Annotated in this window: 14 protein-coding genes; 9 read left to right on the top strand and 5 right to left on the bottom strand. The window is 71.8% G+C overall.

The genetic code is table 11. The features are described from left to right. Positions 1–21 precede the first annotated feature (21 nt). The 3 genes from xseA (at position 22) to AMK13_RS05085 (ending at position 2,239) form a co-directional block, all read left to right on the top strand. Complete coding sequence (gene xseA / locus AMK13_RS05095) at positions 22–1,236, top strand: exodeoxyribonuclease VII large subunit (RefSeq protein ID WP_049651724.1); 1,215 nt, start codon at positions 22–24, stop codon at positions 1,234–1,236. Between the two features lie 32 nt (positions 1,237–1,268). After that, positions 1,269–1,526 (top strand): exodeoxyribonuclease VII small subunit, encoded by a 258-nt coding sequence (locus AMK13_RS05090; protein ID WP_049651723.1) that lies wholly within the window; start codon positions 1,269–1,271, stop codon positions 1,524–1,526. A gap of 110 nt (positions 1,527–1,636) precedes the next feature. Beyond that, positions 1,637–2,239 carry a malonic semialdehyde reductase gene (locus AMK13_RS05085; RefSeq protein WP_049651722.1) on the top strand — a complete coding sequence of 201 codons (603 nt, stop codon included), beginning with the start codon at positions 1,637–1,639 and terminating at the stop codon, positions 2,237–2,239. Between the two features lie 105 nt (positions 2,240–2,344). Here AMK13_RS05085 and AMK13_RS05080 read toward each other — a convergent pair whose 3' ends face one another. After that, complete coding sequence (locus tag AMK13_RS05080; protein WP_338016246.1) at positions 2,345–2,881, bottom strand: DUF4245 domain-containing protein; 537 nt, start codon at positions 2,879–2,881, stop codon at positions 2,345–2,347. A gap of 215 nt (positions 2,882–3,096) precedes the next feature. Here AMK13_RS05080 and glpX point away from each other — a divergent pair, with 215 nt between their 5' ends. Beyond that, complete coding sequence (glpX, locus tag AMK13_RS05075) at positions 3,097–4,137, top strand: class II fructose-bisphosphatase (protein ID WP_049651720.1); 1,041 nt, start codon at positions 3,097–3,099, stop codon at positions 4,135–4,137. A gap of 132 nt (positions 4,138–4,269) precedes the next feature. On the opposite strand, the gene AMK13_RS05070 is transcribed toward glpX, so the two are convergent. Together AMK13_RS05070 and AMK13_RS05065 are read right to left on the bottom strand one after the other, a co-directional pair. Next, positions 4,270–4,647, bottom strand: coding sequence for a WhiB family transcriptional regulator (locus tag AMK13_RS05070; protein WP_049651731.1), 378 nt, complete (start codon positions 4,645–4,647; stop codon positions 4,270–4,272). A 316-nt stretch (positions 4,648–4,963) separates the two neighbouring features. After that, positions 4,964–5,734, bottom strand: coding sequence for a DUF1707 SHOCT-like domain-containing protein (locus AMK13_RS05065; protein WP_234348375.1), 771 nt, complete (start codon positions 5,732–5,734; stop codon positions 4,964–4,966). Between the two features lie 146 nt (positions 5,735–5,880). Here AMK13_RS05065 and AMK13_RS05060 point away from each other — a divergent pair, with 146 nt between their 5' ends. From AMK13_RS05060 to AMK13_RS05050, 3 genes are all read left to right on the top strand, one after another. Then, the gene (locus AMK13_RS05060; RefSeq protein ID WP_049651719.1) at positions 5,881–7,548 is read left to right on the top strand and encodes a fumarate hydratase; all 1,668 of its coding nucleotides are present in this window, start codon (positions 5,881–5,883) and stop codon (positions 7,546–7,548) included. 150 nt (positions 7,549–7,698) lie between these two features. Then, positions 7,699–7,971: a type II toxin-antitoxin system Phd/YefM family antitoxin gene (locus tag AMK13_RS05055; protein WP_074001332.1), complete on the top strand. Its 273-nt coding sequence runs from the start codon at positions 7,699–7,701 to the stop codon at positions 7,969–7,971. A 38-nt stretch (positions 7,972–8,009) separates the two neighbouring features. Continuing rightward, positions 8,010–8,228, top strand: coding sequence for a Txe/YoeB family addiction module toxin (locus AMK13_RS05050; RefSeq protein WP_274538669.1), 219 nt, complete (start codon positions 8,010–8,012; stop codon positions 8,226–8,228). Between the two features lie 24 nt (positions 8,229–8,252). Here AMK13_RS05050 and AMK13_RS05045 read toward each other — a convergent pair whose 3' ends face one another. Next, a complete protein-coding gene (locus AMK13_RS05045; protein WP_049651716.1) occupies positions 8,253–9,011 on the bottom strand; it encodes a GntR family transcriptional regulator in 759 nt (252 codons plus the stop codon). A gap of 137 nt (positions 9,012–9,148) precedes the next feature. Between AMK13_RS05045 and AMK13_RS05040 the strand changes: the two genes are divergently transcribed. Beyond that, positions 9,149–9,424, top strand: a complete 276-nt coding sequence (locus AMK13_RS05040; RefSeq protein WP_074001331.1) for a hypothetical protein — start codon at positions 9,149–9,151, stop codon at positions 9,422–9,424. A 183-nt stretch (positions 9,425–9,607) separates the two neighbouring features. On the opposite strand, the gene AMK13_RS05035 is transcribed toward AMK13_RS05040, so the two are convergent. Further along, positions 9,608–9,892 carry a hypothetical protein gene (locus AMK13_RS05035; RefSeq protein WP_074001330.1) on the bottom strand — a complete coding sequence of 95 codons (285 nt, stop codon included), beginning with the start codon at positions 9,890–9,892 and terminating at the stop codon, positions 9,608–9,610. Between the two features lie 214 nt (positions 9,893–10,106). Between AMK13_RS05035 and AMK13_RS05030 the strand changes: the two genes are divergently transcribed. Then, complete coding sequence (locus tag AMK13_RS05030) at positions 10,107–13,067, top strand: AfsR/SARP family transcriptional regulator (RefSeq protein WP_074001329.1); 2,961 nt, start codon at positions 10,107–10,109, stop codon at positions 13,065–13,067. Positions 13,068–13,533: the final 466 nt, after the last annotated feature.

Below are 13,533 nucleotides of genomic sequence, written 5' to 3'. Positions count from 1 at the left end.
CGCGCCGCTAGCCTCGTACGCATGGCCAACACCAGCTCCCCCGAAGCGCCGCTCCCGGTCGGCAAGGTCTCCGCGCTGATCGGCGGCTGGGTCGACCGGCTCGGCGCGGTCTGGGTGGAGGGGCAGATCACCCAGCTCAGCCGGCGCCCCGGCGCGGGCGTGGTGTTCCTGACCCTGCGCGACCCGCAGGCCGACGTGTCGCTCACGGTGACCTGCTTCCGCTCGGTGTTCGACCAGGTCGCGGAGGTGGTGCAGGAGGGCGCGCGGGTCGTCGTGCACGCCAAGCCGGAGTGGTACGCGGCGCGCGGGCAGCTGTCGCTGCGCGCCTCGGAGATCCGCCCGGTGGGCCTCGGCGAGCTGCTGGCCCGGCTGGAGCAGCTGAAGCGGCGGCTCGCCGGGGAGGGCCTGTTCGCGGCCGAGCGCAAGCGGCCGCTGCCGTTCCTGCCGCAGTGCGTCGGGCTGGTCACCGGGCGCGACTCGGCCGCCGAGCGGGACGTGCTGGAGAACGCCCGGCGGCGCTGGCCGGCCGTCCGCTTCGAGGTGCGCAACGTCCCGGTGCAGGGGGTCAGCGCGGTGGAGCGGGTGAGCGCGGCGGTGCGGGAGCTGGACGAGCACCCCGAGGTGGACGTGATCATCGTGGCCCGCGGCGGCGGCAGCGTGGAGGACCTGCTGCCGTTCTCGGACGAGGGGCTGGTGCGGCTGGTCGCGGCCGCCCGTACGCCGGTGGTGAGCGCGATCGGGCACGAGCCGGACCAGCCGCTGCTGGACTTCGTGGCCGACCTGCGCGCCTCCACCCCGACCGATGCGGCCAAACGGGTGGTTCCGGACGTCGGCGAGGAGCTGGCCAAGGTCCGTCAGCTGCGCGACCGCGCCCGCCGGCACGTGCTGTCCCGGGTCGACCGCGAGCAGCACGGACTGGACGGGGTGCGCAGCCGCCCGGCCCTGGCCGCCCCGCACCGGATGCTGGACGGGCGCGGGCAGGAGGTGGACGGCCTGCTGGAGCGGGCCCGGCGCACCCTGCGGCACCGGCTGGACCACGCGCAGAGCGACCTCGGCCACACCCTGGCCCGGGTGGTGGCGCTCTCCCCGGCGGCCACCCTGGAGCGCGGCTACGCGGTGCTCCAGCGGGCGGACGGCACGGTGGTGACCGACCCGGCGCAGGTCGCGCCCGGCGAGGGGCTGCATGCCCGGGTGGCGGGCGGCGGCTTCGACGTCACGGCGGCCGACGCGGGCTGACGCTGTCACCCGCACCCCCTACGCTGGCACGCATGGCAGAGCAGCAGGAGCAGCAGGACGCGGCGGCGCCGAACCCGGACGACGCGCTGGGCTACGAGCACGCCCGGGACGCGCTGCTGGACGTCGTCCGGCAGCTGGAGAACGGCGGGACGTCGCTGGAGGAGTCGCTGGCCCTGTGGGAGCGCGGCGAGCAGCTGGCGAAGGTGTGCCAGCGCTGGCTGGACGGCGCCCGGGCCCGGCTGGACGCCGCCCTGGCCGCCGAGGAGGGCGCGGGCCCGGGCGGGGAGTGAGGCAGGTCACATTCGCTTGGGGAATCGTTGAAACTTCACCTATGTTGGATGAAGTGACCGGCTGCGGCCGATCATACCGACGAACCCCCTTTCGCATGAGGTGCAGAAGCATGACCACCGACGCCCTGGTACTCGACGCCGCCGCCCAGGACCTGCTGTTCCGCGAGGCCCGCACCGCGAACACCTTCACCGACGAGCCGGTCACCGAGGAGCAGGTCCAGGCCATCTACGAGCTGGTCAAGTACGGCCCGACCGCCTTCAACCAGCAGCCGCTGCGCGTCGTCCTGGTCCGCTCGGCCGAGGGCCGCGAGCGCCTCGTCCAGCACCTCGCGGACGGCAACAAGGCCAAGACCGCCGCCGCCCCGCTGGTCGCCGTCCTCGCCGCGGACAACGAGTTCCACGAGGAGCTGCCGACCCAGTTCCCGCACTTCCCGCAGGCCAAGGACGTCTTCTTCTCGGAGCGCAGCGTCCGTGAGCAGTCCGCCACGCTGAACGGCGCCCTGCAGGCCGCGTACTTCATCATCGGCGTGCGCGCCGCCGGCCTGGCCGCCGGCCCGATGACCGGCTACGACGCCGAGGGCATCAACAAGGAGTTCTTCGGCGACGGCGAGCACTCGGTGCTGGCCGTGGTCAACATCGGCAAGCCGGGCGACGACGCCTGGTTCCCGCGTTCGCCGCGCCTGGCCTACGACGAGGTCGTCACCACCGTCTGATCCGCCCCGCGCGCAAGGGCCCCGCACCGGTTCGTCCGGTGCGGGGCCCTTCGGCGTCGTCCAGGGTGCTCCGGCGCGTGCCGGGCGGGGTGGAACGGGGGCGGGCTACTTGAGCGCCTGCGCCAGTTCGGCCAGCTCCTCGTAGGAGGCGGTGCCGGTGAGCAGGGTGGTCCCGGGGCCGGTCTGCACGGTCAGCGCGCGGGCCTTGTCGCCCTGCACGCGCTCCCAGGCGCGGCCGGCCACCTCGGCGGTGCCGTCCGGCTTGGCGCCCGTCACGTAGGCGGCCAGCAGGGAGTCGCGCGGCACGTCGCTCTGCTCGACCGCCGCATACTGGCCGGAGGGGGTCACGAAGCCCAGGTGCCAGGCGTTGCCCCTGCCGTTGTTCTGGTCGGCCGGCTTGTAGCTGACCGAGGTGGCCCGCCACTTGTCGGACAGCCCCTCCGGGGAGAGCACCGGGTACGGCGCCGCACGCCTGGCGGTGGAGGTCTCCACCTTGTACGCGACCTCGTGCACCGGGTCGCCGTTGGCGTCGTGCGGGAGGAACAGGTACCCGATCCAGACGACGAAACCGACCACCAGCATCGACAGGACCATGTCCCGTACGGTCTGCCGGCCCCTCATGCCCTTGTTGTCTGCTGCCACCCCCACATGGTGACTCATCCACATCCCGGGGCGGTCACCAGGGGTATTCACGTCCGGGTGAAACGGGATGAACAGGCGTTTTCCGCCACAGAGCAGCGACCCGCGCCACAGACAGTCATCTCGTGGGCAGATACGATCGCAATACCCTCACCACGGCGTTCGACCTGGCAGTAGTCGGGCGCTCACTGGTCGTCGCGTACAGAGAGGTAACGACGATGTCCACGCAGTACCCGCACCAGCTTCCCAGTGCCCTGGAGGTCGCGCCCGAGGCTCCGGACCGGAACCTCGCGCTCGAACTCGTCCGGGTCACCGAGGCGGCCGCGATGGCCGCCGGCCGGTGGGTCGGCCGGGGTGACAAGAACGGCGCGGACGGCGCCGCCGTGAAGGCGATGCGCACCCTCGTCTCGACCGTCTCGATGAACGGCGTCGTCGTCATCGGCGAAGGCGAGAAGGACGAAGCCCCGATGCTCTACAACGGCGAGCGGGTCGGCGACGGCACCGGCGCCGAGTGCGACGTCGCGGTCGACCCGGTGGACGGCACCACGCTGACCGCCAAGGGCATGAACAACGCGGTGGCCGTACTGGCCGTCGCCGACCGCGGCACCATGTTCGACCCCAGCGCCGTGTTCTACATGGACAAGCTGGTGGCCGGGCCGGAGGCGGCCGAGTTCGTCGACATCACCGCCCCGGCGGCGGTCAACATCCGCCGGGTCGCCAAGGCCAAGGGCAGCGCCGTCGAGGACGTCACCGTCGTGGTGCTCGACCGCCCGCGCCACGACGGCCTGGTCCGGGAGATCCGCGAGGCGGGCGCCCGGATCAAGTTCATCTCGGACGGCGACGTGGCCGGCGCCATCATGGCCGCCCGCGAGGGCACCGGCGTCGACCTGCTGATGGGCGTCGGCGGCACCCCGGAGGGCATCATCGCGGCCTGCGCGATGAAGTGCATGGGCGGCGTGATCCAGGGCCGGCTGTGGCCCAAGGACGACGCCGAGCGGCAGAAGGCCCTGGACGCCGGCCACGACCTGGACCGGGTGCTCACCACGGACGACCTGGTCAGCGGCGAGAACGTGTTCTTCGTCGCCACCGGCATCACCGACGGCGAGCTGCTGCGCGGCGTGCACTACCGCTCGGAGACCGCCACCACCAGCTCGCTGGTGATGCGCTCCAAGAGCGGCACCATCCGCGAGATCAACTCCACCCACAAGCTCTCGAAGCTGCGGGCGTACAGCGCGATCGACTTCGACCGCGCCAACTGAGCCCGGGTAGGCGGTAGCCCGGTCCGCCTGGCTACCGCCTGCCGGGCCCCACGGCGACGTGCTTCGCGGCCCCGGCGGAATCCCCCTCCGCCGGGGCCGCGGCGCACCGTCCTCCCGCTCTCGGGCCCGCCCTCACCCGGCTATCCGGCGCCGACCGGCCGCCGTCACCCGGGCCGCCTCGCGCAGCTCCGCGTCCCGGCGGCGGCGCCGGGCCAGCACCACCCGCCGCTCGGCGGCCGTCAGCCCGCCCCAGACCCCGTACGGCTCCGGCTGGGCCAGCGCGTGCTCGCGGCACTCCAGCAGCACCGGGCAGCGGGCGCAGACCTGCTTGGCCTGCTCCTCGCGCGACAGCCGGGCCGCCGTCGGCTCCTTGGAGGGCGCGAAGAACAGCCCCACCTCGTCCCGCCGACACGCGGCACCGGTGTGCCAGGGATTGTCCTCGCCCGCGGGGGAACCCGCCGGGCCGCCCGGGGGCTGCGGCTGCGGCCGGACGCCGGGGCGGCGCTCCAGGACCTGCGCGGCGGCGACTGGCGAGGTGGTGCGGGACTCGATCGGATGCAGCACGGCCGTACTCCTGACGAGGCTCTCGGACACGGGGACCCCTCGCTCCCCCGCCGGCTGCGAGCCCCCGCTGTCCAACCCCGGCACGGCCGCTCGGCCGCCTCCGGTGCGCAGCCGTCCAAGAAGCGATGTGCGGAAGGAACTACCCCGCTCGGCCGCGATTCATGCACACTGCACGCAATCGACTACGCAGAGCACTGGCCGCAACGCCGAGCGCCCGGCCGGGAGTTGGCTCCCGGCCGGGCACTGTGCAGGTCAACGACGGTCAGTCGGTGCCGAGTTGACGGCGCACCCACTCCTTCAGCTTCTTGCCGCGGCGCGGCTTGGCCTCGCAACCGCCGAACAGCGCAAGGCCCTTGACCCGGACAACCGGAGCGTACGGGTCCGCCGCGGTCTGCTCGCGGACGTCGAAACCGCCGAAGATGCCGATGCCGGACCCCTGGAGGCTCACGTTCTCCGGGACCCGGATCTGGACCCCGCCGAAGATCGCCGTCACCGTGATCTCCACCTCGGGGGACTCGAACACGGCGTCGCTCAGGTCGATGTCCACACCACCGAACGCGGTGAAGGCGCTCAGGTGCGAGCCCACCCGCCAGCGGCCCTTGCGGGACGCGCCGCCGAAGATCGCCACCACCGTCGGGGCCTCCTGGCGCGCCGGCTGCTGCGGCGGCGGCCCCTGCGGGGCGCTCAACGGCTGCTTCTCGAAGGACAGCGGGCGGGCCGGCAGGTCCCGGGTCAGCGGCGCGAGGTCGCCGAAGGTCTTCGAGGCGTACGCGGCCTCGATCCGCTCGGCGTGCTCGTCCGCGTCCAGGCGCCCCTCGGCGTAGGCGTCGCGCAGCAGCTCCGCGACCTTCTCGCGGTCGGCGTCGGAGACGCGCAGCTCCGCCTCCGCGGCCGGCGCGTGCGGCCGCGCCGCGGCCCCGGCCTCGGGCCTGAGTTCGGGTCTGCTCTCTGACTTGGGTTCGGGTTTGGTCATCGGTACGGGCGCCGGCACCGGCGGCTGCCCCGAATCGTCGTGCGACGGCGAGTTGTCCACGGGGTCAGCCTAGTCGCTCGCACTCCTGCGCGAGTGAGCCCGGTCACGCAAGGCTGCCCTGTCCGCGTGCCGACTTCCGGCGGGTCCTACCCTGGATGGTGCTTCGCCGACGCAGCCGCACCACTGGACCCCTAAGGACCGCCCCGATGGCTCCCACGCCAGACTTCGAGTACAGCGACCTGCTCCCCCTGGGCGCTGACCCGACCCCGTACCGCAAGCTCACCTCCGAGGGCGTCTCCACCTTCGAGGCCGGCGGTCGCACCTTCCTCCAGGTCGAGCCCGAGGCGCTGCGGCTGCTGACGGCCGAGGCGATGCACGACATCTCGCACTACCTGCGCCCCGCCCACCTCGCCCAGCTGCGCCGCATCCTGGACGACCCGGAGGCCAGCCCCAACGACCGCTTCGTCGCGCTCGACCTGCTGAAGAACGTCAACATCTCGGCCGGCGGCATCCTCCCGATGTGCCAGGACACCGGCACCGCGATCGTCATGGGCAAGCGCGGCCAGAACGTGCTGACCTCCGGCGGCGACGACTCCGCCATCGCGCGCGGCGTGTACGACGCGTACACCAAGCTCAACCTGCGGTACTCCCAGATGGCCCCGGTGACCATGTGGGACGAGAAGAACACCGGCAACAACCTGCCGGCCCAGATCGAGCTGTATGCCACCGACGGCGACGCGTACAAGTTCCTGTTCATGGCCAAGGGCGGCGGCTCCGCCAACAAGTCGTACCTGTACCAGGAGACCAAGGCCATCCTGAACGAGGCGAGCATGCTCTCGTTCCTGGAGCAGAAGATCCGCTCGCTGGGCACCGCGGCCTGCCCGCCGTACCACCTGGCCATCGTGATCGGCGGCACCAGCGCCGAGTTCGCGCTGAAGACCGCCAAGTACGCCTCGGCGCACTACCTGGACAACCTGCCGACCTCGGGCGACGCCAAGACCGGCCACGGCTTCCGCGACCTGGAGCTGGAGGCCAAGGTCACCGAGCTGACCCAGAAGATCGGCATCGGCGCCCAGTTCGGCGGCAAGTACTTCTGCCACGACGTGCGCGTGGTCCGCCTGCCCCGCCACGGCGCCTCGCTGCCGGTCGCGATGGCGGTCTCCTGCTCCGCCGACCGCCAGGCGCTCGGCAAGATCACCGCCGAGGGCGTCTTCCTGGAGCAGCTGGAGACCGACCCGGCGAAGTACCTGCCGGACACCACCGACGAGCACCTGGACGACGACGTGGTGCGCGTCGACCTCGACCAGCCGATGTCCGCGATCCGCGCCGAACTCTCCAAGTACCCGGTGAAGACCCGGCTCTCGCTCACCGGCACCCTGGTGGTCGCCCGCGACATCGCCCACGCCAAGATCAAGGAGCGCCTGGACGCCGGCCAGGGCATGCCCAAGTACCTCCAGGACCACCCGGTCTACTACGCGGGCCCGGCCAAGACCCCCGAGGGCTACGCCTCCGGCTCCTTCGGCCCCACCACGGCCGGCCGGATGGACTCCTACGTCGACCAGTTCCAGGCGGCCGGCGGCTCGATGGTCATGCTCGCCAAGGGCAACCGCAGCAAGCAGGTCACCGACGCCTGCGCCCAGCACGGCGGCTTCTACCTCGGCTCGATCGGCGGCCCGGCCGCCCGCCTCGCCCAGGACTGCATCAAGAAGGTCGAGGTGCTGGAGTACGCCGAGCTCGGCATGGAGGCGGTCTGGCGCATCGAGGTCGAGGACTTCCCGGCCTTCATCGTCGTCGACGACAAGGGCAACGACTTCTTCCGCGAGACCACCGAGGGCCCGCTGATCACCAGCCTGCGCGTCCGCTCCAAGGAGTAACCCCGCGCGGGACCAACCCCGCACGCCCCCGAACCGCCCCGGCCGCCCCGCGCCCGGGGCGGTCTTCGTTCACCAGTCGCATGGCATCCGGTACCGGGGACTCGCACCATTGCGGTACGGACATCCGGTACCCGAGTGGAAGGCCGTCCCATGGCGATCAGTGCGAGCGAGGCGCGCACGCAGCTCTTCCCGTTGATCAAGAAGGTCAACGACGACCACGCGCCGATAAGGATCACCTCCAAGGGCGGGGACGCCGTGCTGATGTCCGCGGAGGACTACGACTCCTGGCAGGAGACGATCCACCTCCTGCGCTCCCCCGCCAACGCGCAGCGGCTCATGGAGGCCGTCGCCCGCGACAGGGCCGGCCACCCCGGCGTCACCAGGACCATGGAGGAACTGGAAGCGCTGGCGGGTGAGGTGTGAGGAGCGTCCATTTCGACCCCGACGGCTGAGAGGACTTCCTGTTCCGGCTCGGGTCCAACCGGAAGATGGCTCAGCGGATCACCCGCCTGACCGGCGAGATCCAGCGGGACCCCTTCGACGGCATCGGGAAGCCCGAGCCGCTGAAGGGCGACCTGGCCGGCTACTGGTCGCGGCGGATCGACGACGAACACCGGCTGGTGTACCGGGCGGACGAGAAGGAGGTGAAGATCCTCAAGGCCCGCTACCACTACCAGTAGCAACCGCGGGCCGACCCACCCGGCTCAGGCGTCGAAGTCGTACTCCAGGACGTAGGAGGCGGCGTCCAGGATCATCTCGTTGAGCTCGACGACCTGGCCCTCGTCGGCGAAGGCGGTGCGGCAGATCAGGATGACCGGGGTGCCGGCGGACAGCTCCAGGCGGGCGGACTCGTCGGCGCCGGGCATCCGGGAGCGGACCTCCTCGCGGAAGTGCACGGGCTTGGCGCCGATCTCGGCGAGCCGGGCGTAGGTGCCGCCGGGGCCGGTGTCCTCGCGGGTGATGGCGGTGCCGGAGACCAGCACGGCGGGCAGGTAGGAGGTCGAGAGCAGCACCGGCTTGCCGTCCAGGACGAAGCGGCGGTGCCGCACGCACATCGGGGCGCCCGGGTCGACCCCGAGCACCCGGGCCACGTGCTCGGGCGCGCCCCGCTCGGTGACGGACACCTGGTCGACCACCAGGCTGCGGTTGTCGATGTCCGCCGACCATATCGACCGGCCGGACCCCCACTGCCCCTGCGCCAGCCGCTGGATGCCGCGCCGGCGCAGCGGCCGGAAGTCCCGGACGAACACCCCGGCGCCGCGGCGCGCCTCGGCGATGCCCTCGCTCTGCAGCACGCCCAGCGCCTGGCGGGCGGTCATCCGGGCCACGCCGTACTCGTCCATGAGGTCGTTCTCGCCGGGCAGGCGGTCGCCCGCGCGGTACCGGCCGGTGTCGATGGCCTCCTTCAGCGCTTCGGCGATCCGCTGGTACTTGGGCTGCTTGTCGCCATTGCTGCCGGTCATCGCCGCTCCCTCTGCCTGGGACAAATCGTAGGCGTGCCCGCGGTCGCCGGTAAGGAGATACGACCGTTGACATCTCTAGAGATATTAGCTTCTCTAGAGATGCTGGCCAGTCGCCGACCAGAGCGAGGAGCAGCACGGTGAGCACCCGACAGCGCAACGCCCCGGCCTACCGGCCCCACGTGGGTGAACTCGTCCTCGACCGGAGGACCGGACGCACCGGCATCTACATGGACACCATCGGCGGCGAGCACTACCTGCGCCCCGAGGGCGGCGGCCGGGAATGGGCCGCGGAACCGCACCACGTCGCCCCCGCCCCCGAGACCCGCGATTCAGCCGAATACGATCTTCCCCGCCAATTTCGGCAAAACGCAGACAAACGGCAGCATTCCGACCACCGCAATACCCCCGGGTGAATCGGTAATTCCGGAACGTGCCCCGGCCACCGTCGGGCACGTTACGGATATCGCCGGTCACCATGAGTGCACCACTGGTGCGTTTCGGCCACCGGCCGACACCGACGCGGAATTGGCGTGCCCATAACCGACCGCGCCCCCACGCCCGGACGGGGGCGCGGGGGCACCGGGGCCGCGACCCGCTTACGGGTGGCCCATGATGATGTTCTCCGGCTCGTACGTCTTGCTCGGCTTGCCGGTGGCCGGCTCGGTCGGCTGGTCCAGGTACTCGCCCTCGTCGCCGAACGTGCCGTTCTCGAACGCGTCCTTCTGCTCGTCGGTCGGCGCGGCGTACTCGGCCGGGTTCGAGGACACGGCCACCGCGTCCTCGACAGCCTTGCCCGCCTCCACAGCGGCGGCCGGGGCCTCGGTCTTCGTCCCGTTCTCGGGCGTCGACAGCACCGGGGTCTCGCTCTGGTCGTTGGCCATTGGGCGGCCGCCTTTCGGTCATCAAATGTGTTCAGCCCGACCTTCGTGGCGCGGGCGCGGGGACAGTATCGTAGGGTTGATTAAATGTCCGATAAACATCGTGCGGCTTGCGGTGCCGTCCGGCAGAGTCGGGCGTCCGCCTAAGCTGAAGCACCGCGGCGGACCGCCGAGCGCCCTTTCACGGAATCAACACCACAGGCCATCGGGGGACTTCATGGAGTTTCGGGAGACGCCGCAGACCCCTGCGCTGCGCTTCCAAGTCCTCGGTCCGGTCCAGGCCTGGCTCGACGGCAAGCCCCTCTCCCTCGGGTCCCCCCAGCAACAAGCCGTTCTGACCACTCTTCTGCTGCACTCCGGGCGCCCGGTCACCACACAGGACCTGGTCGATTCGCTCTGGGGCGAACGGCCCCCGGCTCAGGCCGTGGCCGCACTCCGCACGTACGTCTCCCGTCTGCGCTCGGTCATCGAGCCCCGCCGGGAGGTCCGCAGACCAGCCGAACTCCTGGTCTCGGTCGCCGACGGCTACGCCCTGCGCATCCCCGGCGAGGCTCTCGACCTGGCAATCTTCGAACGGCTCTCCGCCGACGCCGCGGCCGCCCGCACCTCGGGCGACAAGCACGAGGCGCACCGACTGCTGACCCAGGCGCTGGACCTGTTCAGCGGCCGCCCGCTCACCGGCATCCCCGGCCCCTATGCCGACACCCAGCGGCTGCGGCTCGGCGAGCGCCAGGTCGACGCCGCCGAAGAGCTGTGCGCCGCCGCCCTCGACATCGGCCTGCACGCCGAGATCGTCGTCGAGCTCAACAACCTGACGACCGAGCACCCCCTGCGCGAGCGTCTGCGCGAGCTGCTGATGCTGGCGCTGTACCGCTGCGGTCGCCAGGCCGAGGCACTCGGCGTCTACACCGACACCCGCAAGCTCCTGATCGAGGAGCTCGGGGTGGAACCGGGCGTCGGCCTGTCCTCGATGCACAATCGCATCCTCGCGGCCGATCCGGCGCTCACCCTCCCGGCCGTACCCGCTCCCGCAGCTCGCGAGGACGGCCCGGCCGCGCCCCCCGCTCCAGCCCAACTCCCGGCTGACGTCTCCGACTTCAGCGGCCGTTTGAATCTGGTGGGCGACCTCTCCGCGGTCCTGATGAACGCCACCGGCCAGGCCGTGGTGGTGACCTCACTGGCGGGCATCGGCGGCGTCGGCAAGACCACCCTCGCCGTGCACGTCGCCCACCGCGTCCGCGCCGAGTTCCCGGACGGACAGCTGTACGTCGACCTGCGCGGAGCCGGCTCCTCGCCCGCCGACCCGGTGGTCGTCCTGGGCGACTTCCTGCACGCCCTCGGCGTCGCGGAGAGCCCCGACTCGCTGGAACAGCGCGCCGCCCTCTACCGTTCGCTGCTCGCCAGCCGACGGATGCTGATCCTGCTCGACAACGCGCGCGACGCCGACCAGATCCGACCGCTCATCCCCGGGGTCTCCGGCTGCGCGGTGCTCGCCACCAGCCGGTCCCGGCTGGCCGGCATCCCCGGCGCCCAGCTGTTCGACGTCGAGGAACTGACCCCGGAGGAGGCGCTGGCGCTGTTCTCGGCCATCGTCGGGGAGCAAAGGGTCGCCGCCGAGCCGGAGGCGGCCATGAAGGTCGTCACCGCCTGCGGCTTCCTGCCGTTGGCCGTCCGCATCGCCGCCGCCCGGCTGGCCAGCCGCCCGCGCTGGAGCGTCTCCGACCTGGCCCGTCGGTTAGCCGACCAACGCCGTCGGCTGGACGAACTCCAGCTCGGCAACCTCGCTGTGGAGACCACCATCGGGCTCGGCTACGGACAGCTGTCCGTGGACGAGGCCCGCGCCTTTCGGCTGCTCGCCCTGATCGACTCCCCCGATATCCCGCTGGCCGCCGCCGCGGCGCTGCTCGGGGTGGACGAGTACGCCGCCGAGGACCTCGCCGAGGCGCTGGTCGAGGCGAACATGCTGGAGTGCTTCACCCCCGGCCGCTACCGCTACCACGACCTGCTTCGGCTCTACGCCCAGCGGAAGAACGAGCGGATCGGGGACACCGGGGAGCAGGAGCGGGCGGTGTCGCGGCTGCTCGACCTGTTGATCCCGACCGTCCGCAACGCGGCCCGGACCATCGAACCGGACGACACCGAGCCCGAGCTGCTGGCCACGCCCTCCTCACCGGGAATGGGCCTGCCGACCAGCGGCTCCGCCCAGGACTGGCTCCGGACCGAGGGCGCCCTGCTGCTCAACGCCATGGCCGCGGCGGCGAACGGGCCCAGCAGCGCCCAGCACGCGGCGATCGACCTGCTGATCCTGCTGTACGGTCTCGGCCCCGACCCCACCCACGGTCCTCAGGTACGGCCGATCCTGGAGACCCTCGGCCACGCAGCGGAGCAGCGCGGCGACTCCGCCGCACTCGCGCGGGTCCATTTCGCCCTCGGCGCCCTGAAGTCCGTCACCAGCGACTTCCAGAACGCCGAACACTCACTGCGCCGCAGCCTCGACCACCAGGCTCCGGACGACCCGTCGGTCCTGCTACTGGCCACGGCCAACACGCTGGGCGTGATCCTGAGCGTGGGGAACCGCCCGGCCGAGGCCCTGCCCTTCCTCGAACAGGCCCTGGCCATCAACCGGCAGGTCGGCACGGCGTTCGGGGAAGCGCGGATCGTCAGCAACATCGCCCGGGTGCAGCACCGCCTCGGCATGACCGAGACGGCGATCCGGTCCGCCGGTGAAGGCGTCGCCGCCGCCCGGGCCTCCAAGAACGGCCCGCTGCTCGCCCAGACCCTCTACCAGCTGGGCGTGGTGCTCTCCGGTGCCGAGGCCGTCCCGCACCTGCGGGAGGCGCACCGGCTGTACCGGGCCCAGCGGAACCCGCTGTGGGAGGGCTACACCCTGGCCCGCTTGGCCTCCGCCCTGCTCGTCGCCGACCAGCACGCCGAGGCGGCCTCGGCGGCCGGCGAGTCACTGGCGCTCGGGCAGGAGATGGACTCCGCCTACTGCCAGGGCCTGGCGAACGCCGCACTGGGCGAGGCCCTGTTGGCGCTCGCCCAGCCGGCTCGTGGACTCGCCTGCCTCCAAGAGGCCCATGCGATCTTCACACGGCTCGGTGTGCCTGAGGCCTCCCCCGTGGCGGACCTCATCTCCCAGCAGCACACCGAGCCCTTCTCTCCCCCCGCGCCGTAAGGCTTCCGCTCCCCCACGGACAACCTCCCCCGTTCCGCGCGTCGGCGCCCCCGCAGCCCCCCGGCTGCGGGAGCGCCCTCAACGCTTCCCCGGCGCTGGACTCCACTGTGCACCGCGCCGATTGACGTTCGATAAACGTCCGATAGTCAGCCCGCGGATGGACAAAACCGCAGGTCATCGACCTTCCCCGGGCGCATCGTCCGGCGTGCGGGGCCACGCGCACAACCCCGTCCGCACCCTCGTGCTTCCGCAACCCGGGCCACAACGGCCCAAGCACGGCGAGTTGGCCGGAAACGGACCCCATGGCGCAGTGATCACGCATATTCTCAGATGCCAGTACGCACACGAGTGTCGGCCGGAAACGCGTCGGGGTGCAGTCCGTCCGTGTGGTGCGGAGAGCGTGACGTACCGCCACCGGCAGCGGCCCCCGGGGCCGCGGAGGAGCCACCGGAGGCCACGGGTGGAA

The sequence above is a fragment of the Streptomyces sp. CB02056 genome, from assembly GCF_001905545.1.
GTDB lineage: Bacteria > Actinomycetota > Actinomycetes > Streptomycetales > Streptomycetaceae > Kitasatospora.
The sequence above is the reverse complement of the archived record's forward strand: the minus strand, read 5'-3'. Positions and strand labels throughout refer to the sequence as shown.